General features: G+C 70.0%; 23 protein-coding genes. 11 read left to right on the forward strand and 12 right to left on the reverse strand.

Going from position 1 to position 25422, the window contains the following annotated elements:
• The first annotated feature begins 18 nt into the window (after nt 1-18).
• The 3 genes from MBR110_RS19145 (at nt 19) to MBR110_RS19155 (ending at nt 2729) form a co-directional block, all read left to right on the forward strand.
• A complete protein-coding gene (locus MBR110_RS19145) occupies nt 19-801 on the forward strand; it encodes a YkgJ family cysteine cluster protein (RefSeq protein WP_011882328.1) in 783 nt (260 codons plus the stop codon).
• Between the two features lie 132 nt (nt 802-933).
• Entirely contained in the window at nt 934-1902 is a 969-nt protein-coding gene (locus tag MBR110_RS19150) for a helix-turn-helix transcriptional regulator (protein ID WP_011882329.1), read from the forward strand.
• A gap of 128 nt (nt 1903-2030) precedes the next feature.
• Entirely contained in the window at nt 2031-2729 is a 699-nt protein-coding gene (locus MBR110_RS19155) for a fumarylacetoacetate hydrolase family protein (RefSeq protein ID WP_011882330.1), read from the forward strand.
• A gap of 126 nt (nt 2730-2855) precedes the next feature.
• Here MBR110_RS19155 and MBR110_RS19160 read toward each other — a convergent pair whose 3' ends face one another.
• The 3 genes from MBR110_RS19160 to MBR110_RS19170 form a co-directional block, all read right to left on the reverse strand.
• A complete protein-coding gene (locus MBR110_RS19160; protein WP_341767260.1) occupies nt 2856-2978 on the reverse strand; it encodes a hypothetical protein in 123 nt (40 codons plus the stop codon).
• Nucleotides 2979-2982: 4 nt separating this feature from the next.
• Complete coding sequence (locus MBR110_RS19165; RefSeq protein ID WP_181709483.1) at nt 2983-4602, reverse strand: trypsin-like peptidase domain-containing protein; 1620 nt, start codon at nt 4600-4602, stop codon at nt 2983-2985.
• A 275-nt stretch (nt 4603-4877) separates the two neighbouring features.
• Nucleotides 4878-5753, reverse strand: a complete 876-nt coding sequence (locus MBR110_RS19170; protein WP_046426409.1) for a LysR family transcriptional regulator — start codon at nt 5751-5753, stop codon at nt 4878-4880.
• Nucleotides 5754-5907: 154 nt separating this feature from the next.
• On the opposite strand from MBR110_RS19170, the gene MBR110_RS19175 reads away from it, so the two are divergent.
• Nucleotides 5908-7161, forward strand: a complete 1254-nt coding sequence (locus tag MBR110_RS19175) for an MFS transporter (protein ID WP_181709484.1) — start codon at nt 5908-5910, stop codon at nt 7159-7161.
• A gap of 118 nt (nt 7162-7279) precedes the next feature.
• Here MBR110_RS19175 and pdxR read toward each other — a convergent pair whose 3' ends face one another.
• Nucleotides 7280-8806: a MocR-like pyridoxine biosynthesis transcription factor PdxR gene (pdxR, locus tag MBR110_RS19180; protein WP_181709485.1), complete on the reverse strand. Its 1527-nt coding sequence runs from the start codon at nt 8804-8806 to the stop codon at nt 7280-7282.
• A gap of 168 nt (nt 8807-8974) precedes the next feature.
• Between pdxR and MBR110_RS19185 the strand changes: the two genes are divergently transcribed.
• The 4 genes from MBR110_RS19185 to MBR110_RS19200 all read left to right on the forward strand — a co-directional run bounded on the left by MBR110_RS19185 (nt 8975) and on the right by MBR110_RS19200 (nt 13843).
• Nucleotides 8975-10174 (forward strand): GNAT family N-acetyltransferase, encoded by a 1200-nt coding sequence (locus MBR110_RS19185; RefSeq protein WP_181709486.1) that lies wholly within the window; start codon nt 8975-8977, stop codon nt 10172-10174.
• Nucleotides 10175-10691: 517 nt separating this feature from the next.
• On the forward strand, nt 10692-11756 hold the full coding sequence (locus tag MBR110_RS19190) for a 2,3-butanediol dehydrogenase (protein WP_034195115.1): 1065 nt from the start codon (nt 10692-10694) through the stop codon (nt 11754-11756).
• A 477-nt stretch (nt 11757-12233) separates the two neighbouring features.
• Nucleotides 12234-12890 (forward strand): VC0807 family protein, encoded by a 657-nt coding sequence (locus MBR110_RS19195; RefSeq protein WP_011882339.1) that lies wholly within the window; start codon nt 12234-12236, stop codon nt 12888-12890.
• An 86-nt stretch (nt 12891-12976) separates the two neighbouring features.
• The gene (locus MBR110_RS19200) at nt 12977-13843 is read left to right on the forward strand and encodes a CPBP family intramembrane glutamic endopeptidase (protein ID WP_014724797.1); all 867 of its coding nucleotides are present in this window, start codon (nt 12977-12979) and stop codon (nt 13841-13843) included.
• Between the two features lie 48 nt (nt 13844-13891).
• Here the strand turns inward: MBR110_RS19200 and MBR110_RS19205 are convergent, their stop codons facing one another.
• The 5 genes from MBR110_RS19205 to MBR110_RS19225 all read right to left on the reverse strand — a co-directional run bounded on the left by MBR110_RS19205 (nt 13892) and on the right by MBR110_RS19225 (nt 19602).
• Nucleotides 13892-14872 carry an aldo/keto reductase gene (locus tag MBR110_RS19205; RefSeq protein ID WP_059464082.1) on the reverse strand — a complete coding sequence of 327 codons (981 nt, stop codon included), beginning with the start codon at nt 14870-14872 and terminating at the stop codon, nt 13892-13894.
• A gap of 164 nt (nt 14873-15036) precedes the next feature.
• Entirely contained in the window at nt 15037-15711 is a 675-nt protein-coding gene (locus MBR110_RS19210; RefSeq protein WP_011882342.1) for a MarC family protein, read from the reverse strand.
• 115 nt (nt 15712-15826) lie between these two features.
• On the reverse strand, nt 15827-16627 hold the full coding sequence (locus tag MBR110_RS19215; protein ID WP_014724795.1) for an enoyl-CoA hydratase-related protein: 801 nt from the start codon (nt 16625-16627) through the stop codon (nt 15827-15829).
• Between the two features lie 40 nt (nt 16628-16667).
• Nucleotides 16668-17990 (reverse strand): phenylacetate--CoA ligase PaaK, encoded by a 1323-nt coding sequence (gene paaK, locus MBR110_RS19220; protein ID WP_059497075.1) that lies wholly within the window; start codon nt 17988-17990, stop codon nt 16668-16670.
• Between the two features lie 58 nt (nt 17991-18048).
• A complete protein-coding gene (locus tag MBR110_RS19225) occupies nt 18049-19602 on the reverse strand; it encodes a 3-hydroxyacyl-CoA dehydrogenase (protein WP_059734412.1) in 1554 nt (517 codons plus the stop codon).
• A 529-nt stretch (nt 19603-20131) separates the two neighbouring features.
• On the opposite strand from MBR110_RS19225, the gene MBR110_RS19230 reads away from it, so the two are divergent.
• Nucleotides 20132-21220, forward strand: a complete 1089-nt coding sequence (locus tag MBR110_RS19230; protein WP_011882346.1) for a calcium:proton antiporter — start codon at nt 20132-20134, stop codon at nt 21218-21220.
• A 79-nt stretch (nt 21221-21299) separates the two neighbouring features.
• On the opposite strand, the gene MBR110_RS19235 is transcribed toward MBR110_RS19230, so the two are convergent.
• The 3 genes from MBR110_RS19235 to MBR110_RS32180 form a co-directional block, all read right to left on the reverse strand.
• A complete protein-coding gene (locus tag MBR110_RS19235; protein WP_014724790.1) occupies nt 21300-22205 on the reverse strand; it encodes a LysR substrate-binding domain-containing protein in 906 nt (301 codons plus the stop codon).
• Nucleotides 22206-22376: 171 nt separating this feature from the next.
• A complete protein-coding gene (locus MBR110_RS19240; protein WP_011882348.1) occupies nt 22377-23345 on the reverse strand; it encodes a LysR family transcriptional regulator in 969 nt (322 codons plus the stop codon).
• Nucleotides 23346-23639: 294 nt separating this feature from the next.
• The gene (locus MBR110_RS32180) at nt 23640-23768 is read right to left on the reverse strand and encodes a hypothetical protein (protein ID WP_014724788.1); all 129 of its coding nucleotides are present in this window, start codon (nt 23766-23768) and stop codon (nt 23640-23642) included.
• Here MBR110_RS32180 and MBR110_RS19245 point away from each other — a divergent pair.
• Nucleotides 23707-24882: an HPP family protein gene (locus MBR110_RS19245; RefSeq protein ID WP_181709487.1), complete on the forward strand. Its 1176-nt coding sequence runs from the start codon at nt 23707-23709 to the stop codon at nt 24880-24882. The two genes, MBR110_RS32180 and MBR110_RS19245, sit on opposite strands and share 62 nt — an antisense overlap.
• A gap of 111 nt (nt 24883-24993) precedes the next feature.
• A complete protein-coding gene (locus MBR110_RS19250) occupies nt 24994-25407 on the forward strand; it encodes a MarR family winged helix-turn-helix transcriptional regulator (RefSeq protein WP_011882350.1) in 414 nt (137 codons plus the stop codon).
• Nucleotides 25408-25422 lie beyond the last annotated feature (15 nt).

Below are 25422 nucleotides of genomic sequence, written 5' to 3' on the forward strand. Positions count from 1 at the left end.
GGCACCCGACACATGCGCATGAACGACACGCCGGCCGACCTCGATTTCGCGTGCACCGGCTGCGGCGGCTGCTGCCGCGACCTGCGCATTCCACTGACGATCGGCGAAGCGATCGCGTGGCTGCGCCGCGGCGGCCACGTCGAACTGCTGTGCGACGCGATGCCGTGGCTCGAGGAGCCCGAGGCCGGCAACGCGTTCGCCGCGTACAAGCGGGCGCGCTCGACGCCCGCCTCGAGCGGCACGCTGCCGCTGCGTGTGACGGCCGTGCTCGTCGCATCGCATGCCGGGCCGTGCCCCAACCTGCGCGACGACCTCCGCTGCGGGATCTACGACGATCGGCCGCTCGTATGCCGCATCTACCCGGCCGAAATCAACCCGTTCGTGCCGCTCGCGCCGCCCGGCAAGCAATGTCCGTCGGACGCATGGCAGCAGGCGCCGCTGCTCCGCGGCGGCACGCTCGTCGACGCGGCGACGGCCGAGCACGTCGCACGTTCGCGAACGGCGAGCGAGACCGAGACGCCGCTGCGGGCGCGGCTGTGCGAGATGCTCGGCATCGATACGGCGGCCGTCGCGAACGAGGGCTTCGCGGTTCATGCGCCGCCCGCGGATGCGCTGCTCGCCGCGCTGACGGCCGTGCGCGCGGCGCCGGCCGCCGACGACGCGCAAGCGACAGAGTGGACGCTGACGTCGAATCGCACCGCCACGATCGACGCGCTCGCGGCGGTGGGCGCGGCGAGCCGCAGCGCCGCCGCGCTTGCCGGCCCGCGCGTGCGCTATCTCGGCTTCCATCCGGACGCATAGCCGATCCGGTGCAGCGAGGCGCGAAGCGTCGAGCCGCCCCGCGGAGCCGTCGCCCGGCGCCCGCCGATTCCGGCGGCGCCCGGTTCGCTGTACCATCGCGGCTCAACCGCGTCTCGACCAGCCGAATTCTTCATGCCCTCCTCCGCCCCGCCGCGCCTGTACGGGATGCCCGAACGCAGCGACCGGCTCGATTTCTACATCCGCGACCAGGCGTCGCGCCAGGCGATCACCGAACCGCACCGGCACACCTACTTCCAGATCCAGTTCAATCTCGGCGGCGACACCGAGCAGCGGATCGGCGGCGTCACGCGGCCGTTTCCGCGCGGCGCGCTCGCGTTCGTGCTGCCGCATCGCGAACACCTGATTCCGCATCCGGAAGGCGCTCACTTCATCGTGATCAACTTCAGCCAGGCGTTCCTGCGCACCGATCTCGACGTCGATCCGCTCGATCTCGAGGACGTGCCCGCGCACCGCGTCCCCGAACTGACGCCGTTTCGCTTCCAGGAGCATCTCGACTTCATCCTGACCGGCGACGCGTTCGACGAAGCACGCCGCCTCGCGCTGTGCATGCTCGACGCCGACCGGGTCCGCACCTTCGGGTCGACCACGCTGCTGCGCGGCTATCTGCTGCAGCTGATCGGGCTCGTCTGCACGCAGTACGCCGGCGCGCTCGACAAGCTCGCGCAGCGCGGCGCCCAGCGCGCGGGCCGGCGCGACGCGCTCGCACGCGTGCTGCGCCATGTGCGCGCCAACCTCACGCGCGAAGACCTGACGCTTGCGGCCACCGCCGAGGCCGCGTTCCTGTCGCCGAACTATCTCGCGCATCTGGTGCGCAAGGAGACCGGCAGCACCTTCACCGATCTGGTGACCGAGCGCCGGATCGCGCTCGCACAATCGCTGCTCGCGCATACGAGCCGGCGCATCGCGGACATCGCCCGTGCGGTCGGCTTCCGCGACGAAGGGTATTTCGCACGGCGCTTTCGCGCGCGCGTCGGCATGTCGCCGAAGGCGTACCGCGACGCGAACGCCGCGCTGCCCGATGCAGTCGCTGCGGCGGATGCGGCCGATGCAACCGACGCGGCGCCGGCCGCGGACGCGTAGATTTGTCCGGTTAAAGCGCAGTTGCGTCGCATCGCGGCGCGCGGCGCTCCGGTATCGTTGCAGGCATGCCGGGCCGCCGCCGTCGGGTGGCGGCCGGTATCCGTCTTCCATTCGAACGAGGCCATCCGATGTCCGCATACGTCATCGACGCTCCCGAGCGTCCTTCCGTCGAAGTCGATCAATCGTCCGCGCGCTTTCCGGTACGCCGCGTGTTCTGCGTGGGCCGCAACTACGCCGACCACGCGCGGGAAATGGGCGCCGATCCCGACCGCGAACCGCCGTTCTTCTTCACGAAGCCGGCCGATGCGGTCGTGCCGGCCGCCGGCACCGTCCCGTATCCGCCGCTGACGAACGACCTCCATCACGAGATCGAGCTGGTCGTCGCGATCGGCAAGGACGGCCGCTCGATCGAGCCGGCCGACGCGCTGTCGCACGTGTGGGGTTACGGCGTCGGCGTCGACCTCACGCGTCGCGACCTGCAGGCCGAAGCCAAGAAGCTGGGCCGCCCGTGGGACTGGGCGAAGGGCTTCGACGCGTCGGGGCCGATGAGCCCGCTGCGCGCCGCGAGCGCGACCGGCCACCCGGCGAGCGGGCGGATCTGGCTCGCGGTGAACGGCGACACGCGTCAGCAAGGCGATCTCGCCGACATGATCTGGGCCGTGCCCGACGTGATCGCCTACGTGTCGCGCTCGGTCGCGTTGAAGGCCGGCGACCTGATCTTCACCGGCACGCCGGCCGGCGTGGGCGCGCTGCAGCCGGGCGATCGCGTGACGGGCGGGGTCGACGGCGTCGCGACGTTCGAGTTCGTGGTCGGCGCGAAGCCGTAACGACTGTAGTGGCGATGCGCGGGCGCCAGCGGGAACGGCTGCGCGTCGCGTCGTTTGGCTCCGGTCGGCGCGGCGCGCACATTGCGCCTGATCGGCGCGCCGGCCGCGCGCGGCGGCGCACATGACTCACGCGCGGGCATCGAAGGCCCGGATGCACATCGCCGCCGCCAACGCGATGAGCGTCGACAGCGACATCGTCGCGAGCGGCGCATACGCCGCATTGCCGGTGGTCAGGACGGCGCCGGTCAACGCACTACCGCGCCCGCACCGACACGAATCTGCGCGCGTTGTCGCGCTGGATCAGCACCGCGATCACGTTGCCGCCGTGCGCTTCCAGCGCCGGCACGTCTTCCGGCGTTTCGAGCAACGTATCGTTGAGTTCGAGCACCACGTCGCCGGGCCGGATGCCGGCGCGCGCAGCCGGCCCGTGCACCGCATCCACCATCATTCCGACGGCGAGCCCGGTCGATCGGCGTTCCGCGTCGCTCAGCGGATGCATCGTCAGTCCGAGCCGATCGCCGCCGTCGGCCGGCCGCGCGGCGGCCACCGTCAGCGCCGTCGCACCGGCGGCGCCGACCGGCCCCGTAGCACCTGGCACGCCTGCCGACGCCGCATCGTCGATCGCGTCGTCGGCGCCCGTGGCCGCGCCCGTGACCACCAGCGTCTTCGGCACGCGATTGCGGATCGCCCGCAGCGTCGCCTTCCCGCCCGCCGGCAACGCCGCGGCCAGATCGTTCAACTCCGCCGCGCGGCCGATCGGCCGGTCGCCGAACTTCACGATCACGTCGCCCGGCTTCACGCCGGCCAACGCGGCCGGTGAGCCGGGATCGACGGTGTTCACGAGCGCGCCCGCCGCGCGCGGCAACCCGAACGCGGCCGCCAGTCCGACGCCGACATCCTGCACGTCCACACCCAGTGCATTAGCCGACCCATTGCCCGCCCCATCCCCCGACGCCGCGCGCTGCGCCTGCGCATTGCTGCGCATCTGCGCCTGTACTTGCGCGCGCACCTTCACGGCGAGCGCGATCGGAATCGCGAACGTCGTGCTCGCGTAGCGATCGGCGTCCGTGTAGACCTGCATCGCGATCCCGATCACGTCGCCCGCGCGGTTGAACACCGGGCCGCCGGAGTTGTCGGGGTTCACCGCGATGTCGGTCTGGAAGAACGGAAACGCGCCGCCGTCCGGCAACAGATGCGACGTCGCGCTGACGATGCCGGCCGTGACCGTATTGCCCGCGCCGTCCGGCGCGCCGATCGTCATCACCGGTTCGCCGGCGCGCACCCGCGACGAGTCGCCGAGATGCACGACCGGCAGCTTCGTCGCGTCGACGTGCAGCACCGCGACGTCGCTCTGCGGATCGACGGCCAGCACCGTGCCCTTGAGCATCCGGCGATCGGCCAGGCGCACCGTCACGTCGGTCGCATCGGCCACCACGTGCGCGGACGTCAGGATCAGCCCGTCGGCGCTCACGATGAAACCCGACCCGCTGCCGGCGATCGCGCGCGGCAACGCATCGGAGGGCTGCGCCGGCGTCTGGGCGCGTGGCGCGGCCAACGGCGGCGACGCTGCGCGGCGAAAGAATGCGGCGAGCGGATCGTCGGGATCGAGTTCCATGAACGACGGGCCGCCGGATTGCGACTCCGCTGCGGCCGTCGAGACGGTCACGACGGCCGGCCCGTAGCGATCGACGATCGCGGGGAAATCGACCGGCATCGAATACGGCGGCGCGGCCGTCCTGACCTTCATGCCGGGCGGCGTGCGCGGCGCCGCGACGGTCCCGGCAACGAGCGGCGACGGCGCGCACGACCACGCGAATACGGCGCCGATCAACGCGCCGTGAAGCACGGCGCGAGCAAGCGTCTGGCGAACCACGGTGCACCTCCCCCGGGCGATCGCGGCGCGGACCCGCGCGGCACGCGCGTACGCCCGACAAGCACCGGTACACGTCTCCATTTATAGTCCACGCCGCGTCGCGGACCTACGCATCGAAACCCGGATGCCTACCACGCGCGCCGCGCCGCAACCGCGACAGCGTTCGTTCCGGACAAACTCGCCGGTTCGTCAATCGGCATATTCACCGCACGGTGCACGGCGTGCAGGCAGCCGCGAGTCGATGCCAATTCGGCCAACGCGCCGCGGCACGCCGGCTACCACGCCAACGCGAGAAAGTTGCGCACCACCGGCGACTGCGCGTCGCGTCGCGAGGCGATCGCGAGCCGCGCGCGCAGGCCGTCGCCGGCCACCGGCCGATAGACGACGCCCGCGACCTGCACCTGCGTGATCGCCATCGGCACGATCGACACGCCGAGCCCGGCCGCGACGAGCGTCACCGCCGACGCGATCTGCGGTGCGGGCTGCGCCATGCGCGGCTGGAAGCCGGCGGCATTGCAGGCGGCGACGATGTCGTCGAACAGCGCGCTGCCCGCTTCGCGCGGCACCTGCACGAACGCCTCGTCGGCGAGTTCGGCAAGCTCGATCCGACGGCGCCGCGCGAGCCGATGCGCGACCGGCAGCGCGACGAACATCGGCTCCTCGTCCCAGTCCGCGGCGTGCAGCGTATCGGCGATGCGGCGCTCCGGACGCACGATCCCGACGTCGAGCCGGCCAGCTTCGAGCGCGTCGAACAGCACGCCGGAGGTCGCCTCCAGCAGCGTCAGCTCGGTATCCGGAAACGCCTCGCGAAAGCGGCGGATCAGGTCGGCGACTTTCGAATTGAACGCCGCCGTCCCGGTGAAGCCGACGCGCAGCTGCCCGATTTCGCCGCGTGCCGCCCGCTTCGCCGCACGGGCAGCACGCTCGGCGTCGTCGAGCACGCGCCGCGCCTCTTCCGCGAACACCTCGCCGGCAACGGTGAGTTCGGCGCCGCGCGCGGTTCGCTTGAACAGCTCGACGCCGAGTTCGTCCTCGAGCGCCCTGATCTGCTGGCTCAGCGGCGGCTGGCCGATGCCCAGCGCCTGCGCGGCCTTCGTGAAGTTCGACGCGGCGGCGACGGCCAGAAAGTAGCGGAGATGCCTGAGTTCCATGCGCAATGCGATCGACGGTGGACGGGAAGATGCAGCCGCAACGAGCGGCCGCAGCCAGATGCAAAACATATCGCTACGGTTTCTTTCATATATTGGACATATGTTTGACCATGCGCAAGAATGGCCGCCTCCCCCAGCCCATTCAGTGCATCTCATGCCTTCTTCTACGAACCCGCCGGCGGCGGCGCGCGGCGCGACCATCGCGCCCGATGTGCTGCCGGCCGGCGTGTCGCCGCGCTCGGCCGCCTACCTGCGCATCGCGCTGGCGCTCTTTCTGGCCGGCTTTGCGACGTTCTCGCTGCTCTACTGCGTGCAGCCGCTGCTGCCCGCGTTCGTGCGCGAATTCCACGTCGGCGCGGCGTCGAGTTCGCTGTCGCTGTCGCTGTCGACCGGCATGCTGGCCGTGTCGATCCTGTGCGCGGGCGCGCTGTCGGAGCGCGTCGGCCGGCGCGGGCCGATGTTCGCGTCGATGACGCTCGCCGCGCTGTTCAACCTGCTGGCCGCCGTTGCGCCGAGCTGGCACCTGCTGCTGGTGTGGCGCGCGCTCGAAGGCTTCGCGCTCGGCGGCGTGCCGGCCGTCGCGATGGCGTATCTCGCCGAGGAGATCGCGCCCGAAGGGCTCGGCCTGTCGATGGGGCTGTACGTCGGCGGCACCGCGTTCGGCGGCATGATCGGCCGGATCGGGATGAGCGCGCTCGAAGAGTACTTCTCGTGGCGCACCGCAATGCTGACGATCGGCGTCGTCGATCTCGCCGCCGCCATCGCGTTCGTCGTGCTGCTGCCGCCGTCGCGCCGCTTCGTGAAACGCACCGACCTGAAGCTGCGTCATCACCTGCAGCTATGGAGCGCGCAGCTGCGTCATCCGCGCCTGCCGTTCGTGTTCGCGATCGGCTTCCTGGTGATGGGCGCGTTCGTGACCGTGTACAACTACGTCGGCTTCCGGCTGATCGCGCCGCCGTTCGACCTGAGCGCAACCGCGTGCGGGCTGATCTTCACGGCGTATCTGTTCGGGATGGTGTCGTCGTCGAGCGCGGGTGCGCTCGCCGATCGCGTCGGGCGTGCGCCGGTTCTCGTCAGCGGCATTCTCGTCTTCGCAGCGGGCCTCGCGCTGACGCTGTCGCCGTCGCTCGTGGCGATCATCGTCGGGATCGTGCTCATCACGATCGGCTTCTTCGTCGCGCATGCGGTCGCGAGCGGCTGGGTCGGGCATCTCGCCGGGGCGTCGAAGGGGCATGCGGCGTCGCTGTACCTGCTCGCCTATTACGTCGGATCGAGCGTGCTCGGCTCGGTCGGCGGCACGTTCTGGCAACACGGCGCGTGGGGCGCGGTCGTCGCGTATGTGGCGGCTCTGCTGCTGTTGGGCCTGGCCGCCGCGCGCCGGATCGTGCGCGCGGAACCGGCGCGCTGAGTGTCGGGCGCTGTCGAAACGCACGGGTCCGCTGCAGCGTGCGCACGACATGCCGGCGCTGCGCGGCGCATCGCACGTCTTGTAGGCGGCAACGGCCGATAGCCTCGGCACCATACGCTCACCGAGCGCCGGCTCCCCGCTCATCGTCTGCATACGCAACCGGCTCGCTGCGCGGCGCTTGCGCGATACGCTGCGCGATCGTCGACAACGTCCGCAGCATCGGTGCGAACGCATCGGCCGACGTATTGCCGAAGCCGAGCACGAGCCCGTTGTCGGCCGGCGCCGTAGCGATCGAAAAACCCGACAGCGGAAACGGCCCGATCCCGTGCTCGCGCGCCGCCGCGACGATCGCGCGGTCGGGATAGCGCGCCGGCAGCCGCAGCGTCAGATGCAATCCGCACGGGCCGCCCTCGACCTCGTGCGGCACGCTGAACGCGTCGCCGAGCGCGGCGAGCAGCAGCCGGCGCCGATCGCGATACAGCCGGCGCATCCGGCCGAGATGCCGTCCGTATTCGCCGGTCTCGATGAAGTCGGCCAGCGCGAGCTGCACGTGGCGCGTGCCGCCGCGCAGCATTTCGGGCAGCACGGCGCGCACGGCTGCGAGCAACGCGTCGGGCAGCACGAGGAAGCCGATCCGCAGCGCCGGGAACATCGTCTTGCTGAACGAGCCGAGATAGACGACCGGCGAATCGGCCGCGAGCCCGTGCAACGCGCCTATCGGCTCGCCGGTATGGCGAAACTCGCTGTCGTAATCGTCCTCGATGATCCACGCGCGATGCCGGCGTGCCGCCTCGAGCAGCGCGAGGCGGCGCGAGATCGACAGTACCGCGCCGGTCGGGAACTGGTTCGACGGCGTCGTGTAGACGAGCCGCGGCGTGCGTTCGGCCCAGTCGGCATCGTCCGCGCGCAACCCCTCCGCGTCGACCGGCATCGGCACGACATCGAGATCCGCCGCCTGCATCGCGCTGCGCGCGCCGCGATAGCCGGGCTCCTCGACCCACACCGTATCGCCGGGATTCGTCAGCAGTTGCGCGCACAACGCGATCGCGCCCTGCGCGCCCTCGGTGATCACGATCTGCTCGGGAGCGCAGCGCACGCCGCGCGTCACGGCCAGGTGTCGCGCGATCGATTCGCGCAACGTGCGCTCGCCGAGCGGATCGCCGTACGCGAGCAGCTCGTGACCGGTACGGCGCAGCGCGCGGTCGATCGCATGCCGCCATGCGTCCACCGGAAAGTGCGACAACGCGGGCACGCCCGGCCGGAAAAATTCGGACTCGCCGCTGCCGATCAGGCTCGGGCGGATCCGGCCGAGCCGCTGCGCGACGGCGGGCGGCGCCGCGGGCCGGCGCGGCGCGGCCGGCCGCGACAGGCCGACCACCCGCGTGCCGCGCCGATCCGACTGCAGGAAGCCCTCGGCGACGAGCTGCTCGTACACGGCCGCCGTCGTGTTGCGCGACACGCCGAGCGTATCGGCCAGCGCGCGCGTGCCGGGCAGCCGCGTGCCGGCCGGCATCGCGCCGCCGAGAATCGCATCGCGCACGCGGCGCAGCAGCTGGCGCTGCAACGACGGCGCGCCTGCCGTGCGGGCGAGCGGCGCGTCGAGCGGCAACGCGGGCGCGTCGTGGGAAGGAATGTCGGTCGTCATCGAATCTCGCGGCATCGGGGTATCGCGGTGCGCACCACGCGAGGCGGCACGCGTGGCACCATAAATTTGCATGAGTCTGGCGCTTTTCATGGTACCTCGGCGCGACTACGATCGTCTGCATGCCGGCAAGCCGCCGGCCGCCAACCGCCAACCGACGCGAGATCGATCTTGTCCACGCCCACCAACGATTTGCAGCAACCCATCGGCCGTCCCGTTCCCGACTGGTCCGCGCGCCCGCGCCCGGAGCGCATCGTGCTCGAAGGCCGCTACTGCCGGCTCGAACCGCTCGATGCCGAGCGCCATGCCGCCGAGCTGTACGCCGCGTATGCACAAGCGCCCGACGCCGGCGACTGGACCTATCTCGCACACGGGCCGTACGCCGACGAGTCGAGCTTCCGCGACTACCTGCGCGGCGCGGCGGCGAGCGCCGATCCGCTGCACTACACGGTGATCGATCGCGCGACGAACCGCGCGGTCGGCACGCTCGCGCTGATGCGCATCGATCCGGCCAACGGCGTGATCGAGGTCGGCTCGGTCACGTTCTCGCCGCTGCTCAAGCGCACGCCGGTGTCGACCGACGCGCAATACCTGCTGATGAAGTACGCGTTCGACACGCTCGGCTACCGCCGCTACGAATGGAAGTGCGATGCGCTCAACGCGCCGTCGCGCAAGGCCGCGGCACGGCTCGGCTTCCGCTACGAAGGCACGTTCCGGCAGGCGATCGTCTACAAGGGCCGCAATCGCGACACCACATGGTTCTCGATCGTCGACGGCGAGTGGCCCGACGTGCGCGCCGCGTTCGAAGCGTGGCTCGCGCCCGCGAACTTCGACGCCGACGGCGTGCAACGCGAATCGCTCGTCGCGATCCGCGAGCGGCAAGCCCGTGCGCGCGACGCGGCCGAGCGCGGGAGCCGCGCGACGCACGTCACGGTGCGCCCGCTCGCCGCCGCCGACGAAGCCGCGTGGCGGCCGCTGTGGGACGGCTATCGACAGTTCTACCGGTCTCCGGCGAGCGACGCGGTGACCGCGACGACGTGGGCGCGGCTGCTGGACCCGGCCGAGCCGATGTTCGTCCTCGGCGCGTTCGACGCGGCGGGCAAGCTGGTCGGCATCGTGCACGCGATCTACCACCGCTCGTGCTGGACCGACGGGCCGTACTGCTATCTGCAGGATCTGTTCACGGCGGCCGACGCGCGCGGGCAAGGCGCGGGCAGCGCGCTGATCGAGGCCGTGTACGAGCGGGCCCGCGAAGCCGGCGCGAGCCGCGTGTACTGGCTCACGCACGAAACCAACACCTCGGCGCGCGCGCTGTACGACAAGCTCGCGCACGACGCGGGATTCATCCAGTACCGGAAAGATCTCGGCTGACGGTGCGGCGCAGCCGCGACGTGGATCACGCTGCGACTGTGTGATGGGGCGGCGCGTTTTGGCCGCTGGCGGCGGCGTGCGTTGAGGGCTTGTGGCGGTGGTCGCCGGCTGGCGCTTGGTATACGGCGCTCGGCTCCCCCTCGCGCCCCGGCGCAGAACGCTCGTGCCACCGCCCACGCCAACAGCAACGAGCACGTACCGCGTCTCGCATTCCGTCTCAAATGCGTGAGACGACCGTCGCGTCGTCTCATCCGCACGGTGCCGTCGCAATTGCAGCAAATCCGGCGCCGGTTTCGCGTGCCACCGGCGCGATGTCGACGCAGCGCGGCGTGCTGCATTGCACATCGACAGCCCTGCCGCATCGCCGCGCAAGCTGCCTCATCCCGCTGGCCCCATTCCTGCATATCGGACGTTCGCGCAATCGCGCGACGGACGCACCGGCACCCTGCCGCGCGCCCGACGACAATCTGACGGAGACAGCAACGTGAGTACACCGGCACCGCATACCGCCCCCAGCATGAAGGCCGCCGTCTGGCACGGCCGCAACGACATCCGCGTCGAGGAGGTTCCCGTCCCCGGACACCCGCCGGCCGGCTGGGTCCAGATCCGCGTGCACTGGTGCGGGATCTGCGGCTCCGACCTGCACGAATACGTCGCCGGGCCGGTGTTCATCCCCGTCGATGCGCCGCACCCGCTCACGGGCCTGAAAGGCCAGTGCATCCTCGGCCACGAATTCAGCGGCGAAATCGCGGCGCTCGGCGCGGGCGTCACGGGCTTCGCGCTCGGCGAGCGCGTGACGGCCGACGCGTGCCAGCATTGCGGCACCTGCTGGTATTGCCGGCACGGGATGTACAACATCTGCGAGAACCTGGCGTTCACCGGGCTGATGAACAACGGTGCGTTCGCGGAGTACGTGAACGTGCCGGCCGAACTGCTGTACAAGCTGCCCGACAACTTTCCGACCGAGGCCGGGGCGCTGATCGAGCCGCTCGCGGTCGGGATGCACGCGGTGAAGAAGGCCGGCAACATCGTCGGGCAGACCGTCGTCGTGGTCGGCGCCGGCACGATCGGCCTGTGCACGATCATGTGCGCGAAGGCCGCGGGCGCCGGACGCGTGATCGCGCTGGAAATGTCGGCCGCGCGCAAGCAGAAGGCGCTCGAAGTGGGCGCGACGGTCGTGATCGACCCGAAGGCGTCCGACGCGATCGCCGAGGTCAAGGCGCTGACGGGCGGCTACGGCGCCGACGTGTCGTTCGAATGCATCGGCCACACGGCCACCGCGAAGCTCGCGATCGACGTGATCCGCAAGGCCGGCAAGTCGGTGATGGTCGGCATCTTCGAGGAGCCGACGTCGTTCAACTTCTTCGACATCGTGTCGACCGAGAAGGAAGTGATCGGCTCGCTCGCGTACAACGGCGAATTCGCGGACGTGATCCGCTTCATCGCGGACGGCCGCATCGACGTGCAGCCGCTCATCACCGGACGCATCGCGCTCGGCGACATCGTCGCGCGCGGCTTCGAGGAGCTGGTCAATCACAAGGACCGCAACGTGAAAATCATCGTCCAGCCCGTGGCAGCCTGACGGACGCTCGAGGCGGCTGGGGCGCGGCGCGCGGGTGCCGCGCTCCGATGGGCGCTGGATGGCGAATGACGGGCAACGCGCAGCGGGCCGCGGGCGATGGGTGATGGGCGACTGGCCATTCGCAGTTCGCGTTGGGCGTTGGGCGTTGGGCGTTGGGCGTTGGGCGTTGGGCGTTGGGCGTTGGGCGTTCGGCATTCGGCGTTCGGCGTTCGGCGTTCGGCAGTTCGCGCTACGCGTTGGGCGATCGGCGGTAGGTCGCGGCGGGCAAGCCACCATCGGCTTAGCGGGCAGGTGGCCACTGCGCCCTGAGCCGCCGCCGCGCCGGCCGACACCCGCGCATCGCCCGCCGCCTTGCCTGCCTTCACAGCCGCCCCTGCGCCCCACACCGCCGCCAACACCCCACACCCCACGCACGGGGTCCGACTTCGATATACTCGAAACGCCTTCACAGCCGCGCGCCCGCCGCGCCCCGCTCCCGTGAAACCACGCGCCGGCCTGCTCCTCGAACTCGTCGTCAATCTGCTGCTGCCCTGGGTCGCCTACCGGGTCGCGCATCCACATTTCGGGGAAACCGGCGCGCTCTACGCGTCGGCGGTTCCGCCGATCGTCTGGTCCGTCGTCGAATTCGTCCGCTCCCGCCGCGTCGATGCGGTGGCCGCGATCGTGCTGCTCGGCATCGCGTTGTCGCTCATCGGCATGGCGCTCGGCGGCGACGCGCGCACGCTGCTGATGCGCGAATCGCTCGCGTCCGGCTCGATCGGCGTCGTGTTCCTGTTGTCGCTGTTTCGCGACCGGCCGCTGATCTTCTATCTCGCGCGTGCCACCGTCGCACGCGAAATGGCCGGCGGCGCCGAGCGCTTCGAGACGGTCTGGGCCGAGCAACCGTACCTGCGCCGCATGCTGCGGCTGATGACGTTCGTGTGGGGCACCTGCATGACGCTCGAGATGCTGCTGCGCCTGTGGATGGTGATGACGTGGCCCGTCGAGCGCGTGCTGGTCGTGTCACCGATCATGGGCTACACGGTGTTCGGCACGCTGCTGCTGTGGACGTTCTGGTATCGGCGGCGCATCCGCGAGCGCAACAGTGTCGACATCCCGACCCGCGACGGCCTCACCGAAACCGCGGGCCGCTGAGCGCTCGCGCCGCGACGCTGCGGCGCAGCATCGCGACTTCGCTGAGGTATGATGCGCGGCGTCCCGTTCGCCCGTTGCATCGCCCCATGTCCCTCTCGCTGCTCCCGCTCGCCACGATCTGGCTCGCGCTGTTCACGGCCGCCGCACTCGCCTGGCTGCGCCCGCTGCACGGCACCAGCGTCGCCGTCGCCGGGTTCGGTTATGCGCTCGCGCTCGCATTCGGCAAGCTGGCGCCGATCGCGCTCGCGCCCCTCGCGCTGCTGGCCGCCGCCGCGTGGGGTGTCGCGCCGCGCCGGCCGCTCGCCGTGCGGATCGCCGCGCACCTCGTGTTCGCGGCGCTCGCGATCGCGCTGAGCCTGCACCTGATACCGGGCTTCCACAACCCGCGCGTGATCGCGCCGACGCGCTTCACGCCGGATGCCGTGCCGTTCACGATGTACCTGAATTTCGACAAGCCGCTGGTCGGCCTGTGGCTGCTGTGGACGCTGCCGTGGGTGGCGCCCGAGGTGCCCCTCCGGCGCGCGCTGCGCGTCGGCGCGATGGCGGCCGTCGGTACGGCAGCCGCTTGCCTCGTCGGCGCGCTCGCGTTCGGGATGGTCGGCTGGGCGCCGAAATGGCCGGCCTCGGGCTGGCTCTGGCTGGTCAACAACGTGCTGCTCGTGACGCTCGCCGAAGAGGCGCTGTTCCGCGGCTACGTGCAAGGCGGGCTGACCCGCGCGCTCGGCCGCTTCCGCTGGGGGCCGTGGGCCGCGCTGGCCGTTGGCGCACTGCTGTTCGGCGCCGCGCACGCGGCGGGCGGCTGGCCGTGGATCGCGCTCGGCACGCTCGCCGGCGTCGGCTACGGGCTTGCATGGCGACGCGGCGGCCTCGTCGCCGCCGCGCTCGCGCATGCCGGGCTGAACGCGATTCACTTCGGGCTGTTCACCTACCCGATGCTCGCCGCCGCGCACTGAACGCCGAACCGCGCGGCGGCGCCGCGCCACTCCGGCTCAGGCGACGGCTCAGTTGAAGCCGGCCACCGCGTGCGGCACGTACGGACCTTCGAGCGCCGCGATCTCGTCGTCCTTCAGCTTCAGTTGCAGCGCGCCGAGCGCATCGTCGAGATGATGCGGCTTCGAGATCCCGACGATCGGCGCGGTCACGCCGCGCTTGTGCGCGACCCACGCAAGCGCGACCTGCGCCCGCGGCACGTTGCGCGCGGCCGCGATCGCCGCGACGGCTTCGACCACCGCGCGATCGGCGTCGGCCGTCGCGTCATAGAGCCGCTGGCCAACCGCGTCGCTCTGCTGCCGGCCGGACGTCTCGCTCCAGTCGCGCGTCAGGCGGCCGCGCGCGAGCGGGCTCCACGGGATCACCGCGATGCCTTCGGCCTCGCACAGCGGCAGCATTTCCCGCTCCTCCTCGCGATACAGCAGGTTCAGGTGATTCTGCATGCTGACGAAGCGCGTCCAGCCATGCTGCTTCGACGTGTACAGCGCCTTCGCGAACTGCCACGCGTACATCGACGACGCGCCGATGTAGCGCGCCTTGCCCGCCTTCACGACGTCGTGCAGCGCCTCGAGTGTCTCCTCGATCGGCGTGGCGTCGTCCCAGCGATGGATCTGGTACAGGTCGACGTAGTCGGTGCCGAGCCGCTTCAGGCTCTGGTCGATGTCGGTCATGATCGCCTTGCGCGACAGGCCCGCGCCGTTCGGCCCCGGCCGCATCCGGTAGAACACCTTGGTCGCGATCACGACGTCGTCGCGCTTCGCGAAGTCGCGCAGCGCGCGGCCGACGATCTCCTCCGACGTGCCGTCCGAATACATGTTCGCGGTATCGAAGAAGTTGATGCCGGCCTCGATCGCGCGCCGGATGATCGGGCGGCTGTCCGCCTCCGGCAGCGTCCACGGATGCGTGCCGCGCGACGGCTCGCCGAACGTCATGCAGCCCAGCACCAGCTTCGACACGTCCAGCCCGGTCGATCCGAATTTCACGTATTGCATCGCACGCCTCGTCGTTGAAGTGGAATGGCGGCCGTACGCGCATCGCGCGCCGGCCGGACGCTGGATGGTATCCCGTCGCGCGCGAACGCGCCGGCGCGCGGCGGCGCCGCCGCACCACGCGGGGCCGACGCCGCGCCGGCCGATGCGGCCCACGACGAAGCGGCTTACTTGATCTGGTCGGCGAGCGGCTGGAGGAACTCGGAGAAGCCGGTCAGCATGATCTGCACGCCGATGCACAGCAGCAGAAACGCCGACACGCGCTTCGCGACCTTGGTGCCTTCGGTGCCGAGATAGCGCGCGAGCAGCGCGGCGCGGCTGTAGGTCAGCCAGATCACGACCGCAACCAGCACGGACACCGTGATCGACACGATGCTCGACAGCATGAATTCAGACAGCTTGTGCGTGCGGTTTGCGTTCAGCGCGATCGCGGTGGCGATCGAACCGGGACCGACGGTCAGCGGCACGGTGAGCGGGAAGAATGCGCGCGTCATGATTGCGCTCGCATCGATCGGCTTGATCGGCGTGTCGCCGCCGCCGGCCGGGCCGTCCGGCTCGTTGAGCATCTGCCAGCCGGCGACGGCGACCGCGAAGCCGCCGCCGATGCGCAGCGCTTCCATCGAGATCCCGAAGAAATGCAGCACCGGCGTGCCGGCGAAGAACGCGACCAGCAGCACGATGAACGCGTTGAACGCCACCTTCTGCGCGAGCAGGTTGCGCTCGTGTTCGGTCAGCGCCTCGGTGCGCTCGAGGAACAGGAAGGCGATGCCGATCGGATTGATGATGCCGATCAGGCCGGTGAAGCCGAACAGGATCTCGGAAACAAGACGGTTGACGATCATCGAGGAAATCAACGGACAGGGCTGGGCCGGCGGCGTGCCGGGGGTCACGCATTGTAGAGCAAGCGCCCGCGCGCGCGCCGCAAATCGTGCGGCGCCGCAGCCGGCCCGCGCCGCCTTATTCGACGCCCGGCTCCCACGCCGGCGGCCGCTTCGCAAAGAACGCGGCGAACCCCTCCTTCGCTTCGGCCGTCGCGCGCACGCGCGAGATCGTCTGCGCGGTGAATGCCGCGCGCTCGGCCGACGGCGGGTATTCGCCGATCGCATCGAAAAAGCGCTTGATCTCCATCAGCGCGTTCGGCCCGTTGCGGCTCAGCTCGGCGAGCGTGCGCTCGAGCGCCGCATCGAGCGCATCGAGCGGCACGGCCTGATGGATCAGCCCAATCGCGACGGCTTCGCTCGCGCCGAGCTGCGTCGCGGTCAGCGCGAGCCGGCGCGCCTGGCGCTGGCCGACCGCCTCGACCAGATACGGGCCGATCACCGCTGGCAGGATGCCGAAGCGCGCCTCGCTCACCGAAAAGCGCGCTTGATCGCTCGCGATCACGATGTCGCAGGCCGCGCACAGGCCCACGCCGCCGCCGAACGCGTGGCCCTGCACGCGCGCGACGGTCGGCTTCGCGCACTGCCGGATCGCACGCATCATCGCCGCGAAGCGCTCGGCGTCGCGCAGGTTCGCGGCCGCATCGTTCGCGCTCGCGCGCTGCATCCACTGCAGGTCAGCGCCCGCGCAGAACGCGCGGCCGTCCGCGCGCAGCACGATCGCGCGCACGTCGTCGCGCGCGCCGAGCGTCGTATAGGCGTCGGTCAGCTCGGCGATCATCGTCTCGTCGAACGCGTTGAGCACGTCGCCGCGCCGCAGCGCGACGGTCGCAATGCCGCGCGCGTCGACCGCGACGGCCAAAGTCTTCAATCCATCCATCGAACGGGTTTCCTTGGGGTAGAACGGGTGACGGTCGGATTCACGCCGCCTGACGGCGGTCGATCACGCGCCGCGCCTTGCCGGTCGCGGTCGTCGGAATCCCGCCCGCCGCGAGCACGGTCACGCCGGCCGATACGCCGATCATCGTCTTGATCCGGTGCTGCAATTCGCGCGCGATCGCCGCGCGATCGCCGTCGGTCATGCCGGCCGCGGCTTCGGAGCGCAGCTCGACCGCCAGCTCGAGCCGATCCATGTGGCCGTCGCGCGACAGCGTGACCTGGAATTGTCCGGACAGCCGTGCCTGCGCGACGACGATCTCCTCGATCTGGCTCGGGAACACGTTGACGCCCCGCACGATCAGCATGTCGTCGGAGCGGCCGGTGATCTTCGCGAGCCGGCGCATCGCGCGCGCCGTGGGCGGCAGCAGCGCCGTGAGGTCGCGCGTGCGGTAGCGGATCACCGGCATCGCCTCCTTCGTCAGCGACGTGAACACGAGCTCGCCCGCGCTGCCGTCCGGCAACACTTCGCCGGTCGCCGGATCGATGATCTCCGGATAGAAATGGTCCTCCCAGATCACCGGGCCGTCCTTCGTCTCGACGCACTCGCACGCGACGCCCGGCCCCATCACTTCCGACAGCCCGTAGATGTCGAGCGCGTCGATGCCCGCGCGCGTCTCGACTTCGTCGCGCAGCGCCTGCGTCCACGGCTCCGCGCCGAAGATGCCGATCTTCAGCGACGAGTCGGCCGGGTCCATCCCCTGCCGCACCATCTCGTCGATCAGGTTCAGCATGTACGACGGCGTGACGAGGATGATCTTCGGCTCGAAATCGCGGATCAGCTGCACCTGCTTCTCGGTCTGCCCGCCCGACATCGGCACGACCATGCAGCCGAGCCGCTCCGCGCCGTAGTGAATGCCGAGGCCGCCGGTGAAGAGCCCGTAGCCGAATGCGTTGTGCAGCGTGTCGCCCGGCCGGCCCCCGGCCGCGCGGATCGAGCGCGCCGTCACGTTCGCCCACGTGTCGATGTCGCGCGCGGTGTAGCCGACCACGGTCGGCTTGCCGGTCGTGCCGCTCGACGCATGCACGCGCACGACCTGCTCGCGCGGCACCGCGAACAGGCCGAACGGGTAGTTGTCGCGCAGGTCGCTCTTGGTCGTGAACGGGAACTTCGCGAGATCGGCGAGCGTGTGCAGATCGTCCGGGTGCACGCCGGCCGCGTCGAACGTCCGGCGATAGTGCGCAACGTGGTCATACGCGTGGCGCAGCGACCACTTGAGGCGCTCGAGCTGCAGCGCCTGCAGTTCGTCGCGGCTGGCGGTCTCGATCGGCTCGAGCGCGGCGGCGGGATGCGTCGGGTGAGTCATGGGGTGCTCCTCCAGTGGAGTGATGTCGTTGTCGTGATCGAGGGGATGCGGGCGGCGGCTAACGGAACGTGCGGCCGGCCGCGTGCAGCGCGGCGATGCGCGGCGACACGCGATAGCGGTCCTCGCCGTAGCTCGCCGCGAGATGGGACAGCACGCGATGCACGCGGCCGATGCCGATCGCATCGGCCCACGCGAGCGGGCCGCATGGGTAGTTCACGCCCTTTTCCATGGCGAGATCGAGATCGGCGGGCGAGCACACGCCCTGATTGACGGTGTCGGCCGCCTCGTTCGCGAGCATCGCGACGGTGCGCATCGCGACCATGCCGGGCACGTCGCCGACGCCGACGACGCGGAACCCCGCTTGCTGGAACAGGCCGACGGCGTCCGCGTACGCGGCGTCGCTGCACTGGAGCGCGCGCGTGAGCGCGACCAGGCCGGCCCGAGCGTAGTCGCGCGCAAGATCGACAAGCACCAGATCGGCCACGCCGGTTTGCGCGGCGCGCAGCGTCGCGGTACGGCCGTCGGTCAGCGCGATGGATGCGCGGCCGGCCACCGCGATCAGCTCGTCGGCGTGTGCGCCGTTCTGCCGCGCGTTCGGGATGCGCTCGGCAAAGCGCGCGTGGAGCGCCACAGCCGGGCCTTCCTGCTCGAACAGCACGACGTCGGCCGGTGCGACGCAAGGCGCTTCGAACTCGGGCGCCGGCGGCGGCGCGTCGGGCGCGTACGAGTAGAAGCCGCGCCCCGACTTGCGGCCGAGAAAGCCGGCGTTCACGAGTTCCTGCTGAATCAACGACGGCGTGTAGCGCGGATCGTTGAAGTACGCGCGGAACACCGACTCGGTCACCGCGAAGTTCACGTCGTGACCGATCAGGTCCATCAGCTCGAACGGCCCCATCCGGAAGCCGCCGGCGTCGCGCATCACGGCGTCGATCGACGCCGGCGTGCCGCCCTGCTCGTTCAGCACGCGCAGCGCCTCCGCGTAATAAGGGCGCGCGACGCGGTTCACGATGAATCCCGGCGTCGATTTCGCCATCACCGGCCGCTTGCCCCACGCGGCGGCCGTGTCGTACAGCAGCTGTGCGACCTCCGCGGCCGTCGCGAGCCCGCTGACCACCTCGACGAGCGCCATCAACGGCGCCGGATTGAAGAAGTGCAGGCCGGCCACGCGCTGCGGCGCGCGCAGGCCGGCTGCGATCGACGTGATCGAGATCGACGACGTGTTGGTGGCGAGCACGCAGCGCTCGTCGACATGGCGTTCGAGCGTCGCGAAGATCTCGCGCTTCACGTCGAGCCGCTCGGCCGCCGCCTCGACGATCAGCGCGGCGCCGGCGAACTCGGCCAGCGCGCGCACGGCGCGGATGCGGCTGCCGGCTGCGTCCGCCTGCGCCGGCTCGAGGCGGCCTTTCTCCGCAAGCCTCGCGAACTGCGCACGAATGCCGGCGAGCGCCTTGTCGCACGCGGCCTCGTCGAGGTCGTACAGCAGCACGGTATGACCGGCCGCCGCCGCGACCTGCGCGATGCCCGCGCCCATCGCACCTGCGCCGATCACGCCGACGAGCGCCGATGGCGCCAGCGCGCCCGAGTTCACCGAATGTGCAGAAGAAACAGCCATCGCTTGCGATCCGTCATGAAAGTGGAAGTGCGAGCAATTATAAACCGGCCGGTCGGTAGATTTATGTCAGGGCCAGCCCGAATTCGTTGGGCAATGCCGCTTTACGGAAACTGCAGGAAAGGAATCATGCGGCAACGGCGCGCTTTATCGAACGAAAATTCACTAAATCTCTGGAAAATCGCGCAGTAGACCTTCAACGTGTGATAAAATCAGACAAATTGCAGCATCCTGGGGAACCGCGCGCAGCCGCCTCTCGCCGCCGTTGTGGCGTTCGGGTCGGTCGTCAGCCGCTCTGCTTGTCGGCGTGCGCATCCCATCATCGGTAGCCGGTCGCATCAACTCGCTTCATCCAGCGACGGGCTTCGGCCCGCCCGCACCCCTCGCCGCCCCGCTGCGGCAGACCCGACGCAGCACGGTTTCGTGCTGTCATCCGTTGAGCTTCATCGTCATCGTTCGGCGCATCACCCGGCCGGGCTTCGTCAACCCGTGACGGCGCGTGTCGCGCCGCCGCTCGCATAGGAAACCGTTCATGCCGATTTCGTCCAATCAGCTGCCGCGCTGGACCCTCTGGGCTCCGCTCGCCGCATGGCTCGTCCTCGCGCTGTCGCGCGCCGTGCCGGCCGAAGGCCTCGTCATCGCGGTGTTCGCGGCCGCGCTCGCCGGCGCCGTGTTCGCCGCGGTCCATCACGCCGAAGTCGTCGCGCACCGCGTCGGCGAGCCGTTCGGCACGCTCGTGCTCGCGGTCGCCGTGACCGTCATCGAAGTCGCGCTGATCGTGTCGGTGATGCTCGGCGCCGGCCCGGAAAAGTCGGGCCTCGCGCGCGACACCGTGTTCGCCGCCGTGATGATCATCTGCAACGGCATCGTCGGGCTGTGCCTGCTGGTCGGTGCGTGGAAGCACGGCGAGCAGGATTTCCAGGGCCGCGGCGCGAGCAAGGCGCTGGCGGTGCTCGCCTCTCTGTCGGTCCTGTCGCTCGTGATGCCGAACTACCTGAACGCGGCGCCCGGCCCGCAGTTCTCGAATTCGCAGCTCGCGTTCGCGGGCGTGTCGTCGCTCGTGCTGTACGGCGTGTTCGTGTTCGTGCAGACGGTTCGCCATCGCGACTACTTTCTCGCCAGTCACGACAGTGCGAACGAATCGATCCACGCGACGCCGCCCAGCGCACGCACCGCGGCAGTCAGCATGCTGCTGCTGTTCGCGAGCCTCGTCGCCGTGGTGCTGCTCGCGAAGCTGCTGTCGCCCGCCGTCGAGCACGCGGTGATGAAGCTCGGCGCGCCGGAGGCCGCCGTGGGCATCGTGATCGCCGCGCTCGTGCTGTTGCCCGAAGGGCTCGCGGCCGTCACCGCCGCGCGGGCAAACCGGCTCCAGACCAGCATGAACCTCGCGCTCGGCTCGGCGCTCGCCAGCATCGGGCTGACGATTCCGACCGTCGCCGCCGTGTTCATCTGGGTCGGACATCCGCTCACGCTCGGCATCGGCCCGATGGAAACCGTGCTGCTGGCGCTCACGCTGCTCGTCAGCACGCTCACGCTGAGCCAGGGACGCACGACCGTCCTGCACGGCGTCGTGCATCTGTCGCTGTTCGCCGCGTACCTGTTCCTGTCGGTCACGCACTGAGCGGCGGGCCGCCCGGCGCAACGGCGGCGCTGCGCCGCGCCCGCAACGCGCGGCGCGCTCGCCGCTTCAGCCCGCCGGGCTAGACGCCGTCGGCCGCGCCTTCGGTCAGGAACTGACCGACCATCGCGTTGAACACCGGCAGCGCCGGATTGTCGTTGTCCGCGCGCCACGCGAGATACAGCTCCGCCGCCACGTCGACGCCGGCCACCGGCCGGAACACGACCCCGTCGACGTGCAGCTCGCGCGCCGACGCCGGCACGAGCGCCGCGCCGAGCCCGGCGCGCACGAGTCCCAGTATCGTGTGCGTCTGCCCGACGTAATGCAGGTAGTTCGGCAGGCGTCCGGCACCGGCGAACATCCCCGAAATCATGTCGTGGAAGTACTTCCCTTCGTTCGGCGAGTAGGCGATGAACGGCTGGCGGTCGAGTTCGTCCGGGCCGATCCGCTCATGCGCGGCCAGCGGCGAGCCCTGCGCCACCGCGACGAGCATCGGCTCGCGCTGCACGAGCCGGTATTCGAGCGGATGACGCGCGGCGCGCTGGCGCACGAAACCCGCATCGAGCATGCGCGACGCGAGCGCGTCGATCTGCACGGTCGACACCATTTCGCGCAGCTCGACATCGACGTCCGGTAGCGCGTGGGCGGCGTGTGCGAGCAGCGCCGGAATCATCCGGTATGCACTGACGGCCGTGAAGCCGAGCGTGATCCGCCCCTCACGGCCGTGCGCGACGCGCTGCGCGGCCTGTTCGGCCCGCGCGGAAAATTCGAGGATGTGGCGGGCGTCGCGCAGAAAGCGCTCGCCGGCTGCCGTGAGCCTCACCTGCCGGCTGCTGCGTTCGAGCAGCGCGATGCCCAGCGCGTGTTCGAGCAGCTGGATCTGCCGGCTGAGCGGCGGTTGCGTGATGAAGAGCCGCCGGGCCGCGCGGCCGAAATGCAGCTCCTCGGCCACCGCGACGAAGCAGCGAAGCTGGTTCAGTTCAATCATTCGCGTCCTGAATCGATCGATAGCGCATCGATGTTAGACCGATATCGATTCGATTCCCATCCGCAGCGGACGCGATGCGCGGCGTGCGGCAGCTTCGAGCGGATTGGCGTCACGCCGCTTGAAGCGCGGAAAGTGCAGGCAGCGCCGCCCGGCGTGCCCGCACGGCGGGCGTCACGCGCTCTGGCGGGCAGCCGGCATCTGCGCGAGCGTGAGCCGGTCGAGTTCGCGCAGGTCGTTCTCCAGCGCCGGCGTGAGCGTCGTGCGCAGATGGTCGAGGAACGTGCGGATCTTCGCGTCGAGATAGCGGCGTGTCGCATACACCGCGTAGACGCTCACCGTCTGCAGCCGGTATTCCGGCAGCACGCGGATCAGCCGCCCTTCCCGGATGTCGTCGAGCACCGTGTACAGCGCCACGCAGGCGATCCCGCGCGACGCGCGCACGGCCACGCACAGCGCGTCCGGCACGTTGACCTGGAACGGCGCGGGCTGCAGCTCGTAGACCGTCTCCTCGCCGTCGCTGCGCTCGAGCCGCCACTCGCTCGCCGGCGACGCGGGCGTATCGAGGCGCAGGCAGACGTGGTTCGGCAGGTCGTCGGGCGTCTGCGGCGTGCCGTGACGCGCCAGATACTCGCGCGACGCGACCAGCACGCTGCAGCTGGTGCCGCAGGTTTGCGCGACGTAGCCGGAGTCGGGCAGCTGCGACGCCGTCACTATCGACACGTCGTAGCCTTCCTCGACGAGGTTCGGCATCCTCTGCGCGAGCGTCAGCTCGACCGACACGTCCGGGTTGTCCTCCTGATAGCGCACGATCGACGACACGACGTGACTCTGCCCGAGCCCCGTCATCGCGTGAATGCGCATCTTGCCGCTCGGCCGCAGCAGCGCGTTGCGCGCTTCGGCATTCGCATAGTCGAACTCGGCCAGGATCGACTTCGCACGCTCGAAGTAGCGCTCGCCGCTTTCGGTGAGGCCGAGATGGCGCGTCGTGCGATGCAGCAGACGCGTCTGCACGTGCGCTTCGAGGTTCGAAACCGCGCGCGACACCTGCGCGGTGGTCGCATCGATTTCTTTCGCGACCGCGGTGAAACTGCCGGCTTCGACGACGCGCACGAACAGGCGCATGTTTTCGAGCATGTCCATTGAATTGGCTTTGGGAGTGTCGGTGAGGAAACGTCGGCAGCGCTCGCGTCAGGCGGGGTTCGACTCGGGCGCGCAGACCAAGCGCACGCGATCGCCATGCCGGGGTACGGGCGGGAGAGCGGTCATCGCGTGCGTGCTTGTGGCATATCGGGGAATTCGGTGGCCTGAATTGTACGCCGCCGCACACGAATTTTGTGCAATTGCGTCGTGCGAATCTTTCATCAGATGAAATGTTTGCCGCGCACTCCGTACGTCCCGCACCCGCAACGCGTTGACGCAGCGGCACATTTTGTATCACAACGCGATATAATCTGCGGCTTCCTTGCGCTGGATCAGCGCCGCCTCTTTTTTGTATACGTCCATGTCGTCTGGCCCCACTCCGTCGCCGCGCCGCACGCTGCGCCAATGGCTGCACAGCTTCATTCCCCATCCGATGACGCTCGGTTGGCGCGAGCGCATGCGTTCGTGCACGGGCGCGCTCGTCGGCATCGCGACGGTCGGCGTGACGATGCGGCTGCTGCCCGGCGTACCGGGGCTCGTGCCGCTGCTGGTCGCGCCGATGGGCGCGTCGGCCGTGCTGCTGTTCGCCGTGCCTGCCAGCCCGCTTGCGCAGCCGTGGTCGATCGTCGGCGGCAATCTCGTCGCGGCGACGGTCGGCGTCGCCTGCGCGCAGTGGATCACCGATCCGATCACGGCGGCCGCGGTCGCCGTCGCGCTGGCGATCGGCGGCATGTTCGCGCTGCGCTGCGTGCATCCGCCGTCCGGCGCGGTCGCGCTGACGGCCGTGCTCGGCGGCCCGGCTATCCACGCGCTCGGCTTCGGCTTCGTGGTCGTGCCCATCGCGCTGCAATCGGCCATTCTGCTGTCGGCGGCGCTCGTCTATCACGCGCTCACCGGCCATCGCTACCCGCACGGCGGCGTGCGCCCCGACGCGCAATCGCAAGCCGGCGGCGCCGCGCCGCGCGGCGGCTTCACGCGCGCCGATCTCGATGCAGTGCTGAAGCGCCGCGGCGAATGGCTCGACGTCGATGCGGACGACCTCGAAACGCTGCTGCGCGAAACCGAAATGCAGGCGTATACGCGCACGTTCGGCGAGCTGCGCTGCGCGGACCTGATGACGAAGCACGCAATCGAAGTCTCGCCGTCCACGTCGGTGACCGCCGCGCTGACGCTGCTCGATCGCCATCGCGTGAAAGCGCTGCCGGTGGTCGACGGCGAGGCCCGATTGATCGGCATCGTCACGCGCGCCGACCTCACGCGCCCGTGGCGCCGCCCGCCGCCGCTGTGGCAGCGGCTGTCCGCGCGGCTGCCGCAATCGTTCGGCGGCCAGCCGGCGAGCGTCGCGTCGGTGATGACGCGCGACGTCGCATGCGTGCCGCAGACCATGCCGATCACCGCGCTGGTGCCGCTGTTCACGCATTCGGGCCATCACCACATTCCGGTCGTCGACGCGTCGCGCCGGCTGGTCGGGATCATTACGCAGACGGACCTCGTCACGGGCCTGTACCAGCAAACCCGCATGCGAGAAGCCGCGTAATCGTGTAACCGCCACCGACGATGAAAATACAGCCATTTCGCAGAAAAACGGCCGCTTATATCATGTTGTGATATATTTTGCGCTATCGAAACTGCCTGCACACCGACTGCGATGACCGATACCCGACGCGCCCTGACCAAAAGCGATTTCCAGCAACTGTCCGAGTTCCGCTACCAGATGCGCCGCTTCGAACGCTTCTCCGAACGCGCCGCCCAAAGCGAAGGCGTGACGCCGCTGCAATACCTGCTGCTGCTGCACATCAAGGGCTATCCGCATCGCGAATGGGCGACCATCGGCGAACTCGCGGAGCGCCTGCAGGCGCAGCATCACGGCGTCGTCGCGCTGGTGACGCGGTGCGAGGCGCTGGGGCTCGTGCGGCGCAAGACGAGCGAAGCCGACCGCCGCCAGGTCGAGGTACACCTCGAAGAAGCGGGCGAGACGCTGCTCGCGCGCCTCGCGGCGATGCATCGTGCCGAGCTCAAATCGCTCAAGGGCACGTTCCAGGTCCCGCAGATCGATTTCTGAACCACCTATTATCAC

It is taken from the genome of Burkholderia sp. MBR-1 (assembly GCF_013822785.1).
Taxonomy (GTDB): Bacteria; Pseudomonadota; Gammaproteobacteria; order Burkholderiales; family Burkholderiaceae; genus Burkholderia; species Burkholderia vietnamiensis.

Coding starts and splice junctions, on each gene's coding strand:
- MBR110_RS19145 (WP_011882328.1), top strand. CDS start 19: ATGAACGACACGCCGGCCGACCTCGATTTCGCGTGCACCGGCTGCGGC.
- MBR110_RS19150 (WP_011882329.1), top strand. CDS start 934: ATGCCCTCCTCCGCCCCGCCGCGCCTGTACGGGATGCCCGAACGCAGC.
- MBR110_RS19155 (WP_011882330.1), top strand. CDS start 2,031: ATGTCCGCATACGTCATCGACGCTCCCGAGCGTCCTTCCGTCGAAGTC.
- MBR110_RS19170 (WP_046426409.1), bottom strand. CDS start 5,753: ATGGAACTCAGGCATCTCCGCTACTTTCTGGCCGTCGCCGCCGCGTCG.
- MBR110_RS19175 (WP_181709484.1), top strand. CDS start 5,908: ATGCCTTCTTCTACGAACCCGCCGGCGGCGGCGCGCGGCGCGACCATC.
- pdxR (WP_181709485.1), bottom strand. CDS start 8,806: ATGACGACCGACATTCCTTCCCACGACGCGCCCGCGTTGCCGCTCGAC.
- MBR110_RS19190 (WP_034195115.1), top strand. CDS start 10,692: ATGAAGGCCGCCGTCTGGCACGGCCGCAACGACATCCGCGTCGAGGAG.
- MBR110_RS19200 (WP_014724797.1), top strand. CDS start 12,977: ATGTCCCTCTCGCTGCTCCCGCTCGCCACGATCTGGCTCGCGCTGTTC.
- MBR110_RS19205 (WP_059464082.1), bottom strand. CDS start 14,872: ATGCAATACGTGAAATTCGGATCGACCGGGCTGGACGTGTCGAAGCTG.
- MBR110_RS19210 (WP_011882342.1), bottom strand. CDS start 15,711: ATGATCGTCAACCGTCTTGTTTCCGAGATCCTGTTCGGCTTCACCGGC.
- MBR110_RS19215 (WP_014724795.1), bottom strand. CDS start 16,627: ATGGATGGATTGAAGACTTTGGCCGTCGCGGTCGACGCGCGCGGCATT.
- paaK (WP_059497075.1), bottom strand. CDS start 17,990: ATGACTCACCCGACGCATCCCGCCGCCGCGCTCGAGCCGATCGAGACC.
- MBR110_RS19225 (WP_059734412.1), bottom strand. CDS start 19,602: ATGGCTGTTTCTTCTGCACATTCGGTGAACTCGGGCGCGCTGGCGCCA.
- MBR110_RS19230 (WP_011882346.1), top strand. CDS start 20,132: ATGCCGATTTCGTCCAATCAGCTGCCGCGCTGGACCCTCTGGGCTCCG.
- MBR110_RS19235 (WP_014724790.1), bottom strand. CDS start 22,205: ATGATTGAACTGAACCAGCTTCGCTGCTTCGTCGCGGTGGCCGAGGAG.
- MBR110_RS19240 (WP_011882348.1), bottom strand. CDS start 23,345: ATGGACATGCTCGAAAACATGCGCCTGTTCGTGCGCGTCGTCGAAGCC.
- MBR110_RS19245 (WP_181709487.1), top strand. CDS start 23,707: ATGTCGTCTGGCCCCACTCCGTCGCCGCGCCGCACGCTGCGCCAATGG.
- MBR110_RS32180 (WP_014724788.1), bottom strand. CDS start 23,768: ATGAAGCTGTGCAGCCATTGGCGCAGCGTGCGGCGCGGCGACGGAGTG.
- MBR110_RS19250 (WP_011882350.1), top strand. CDS start 24,994: ATGACCGATACCCGACGCGCCCTGACCAAAAGCGATTTCCAGCAACTG.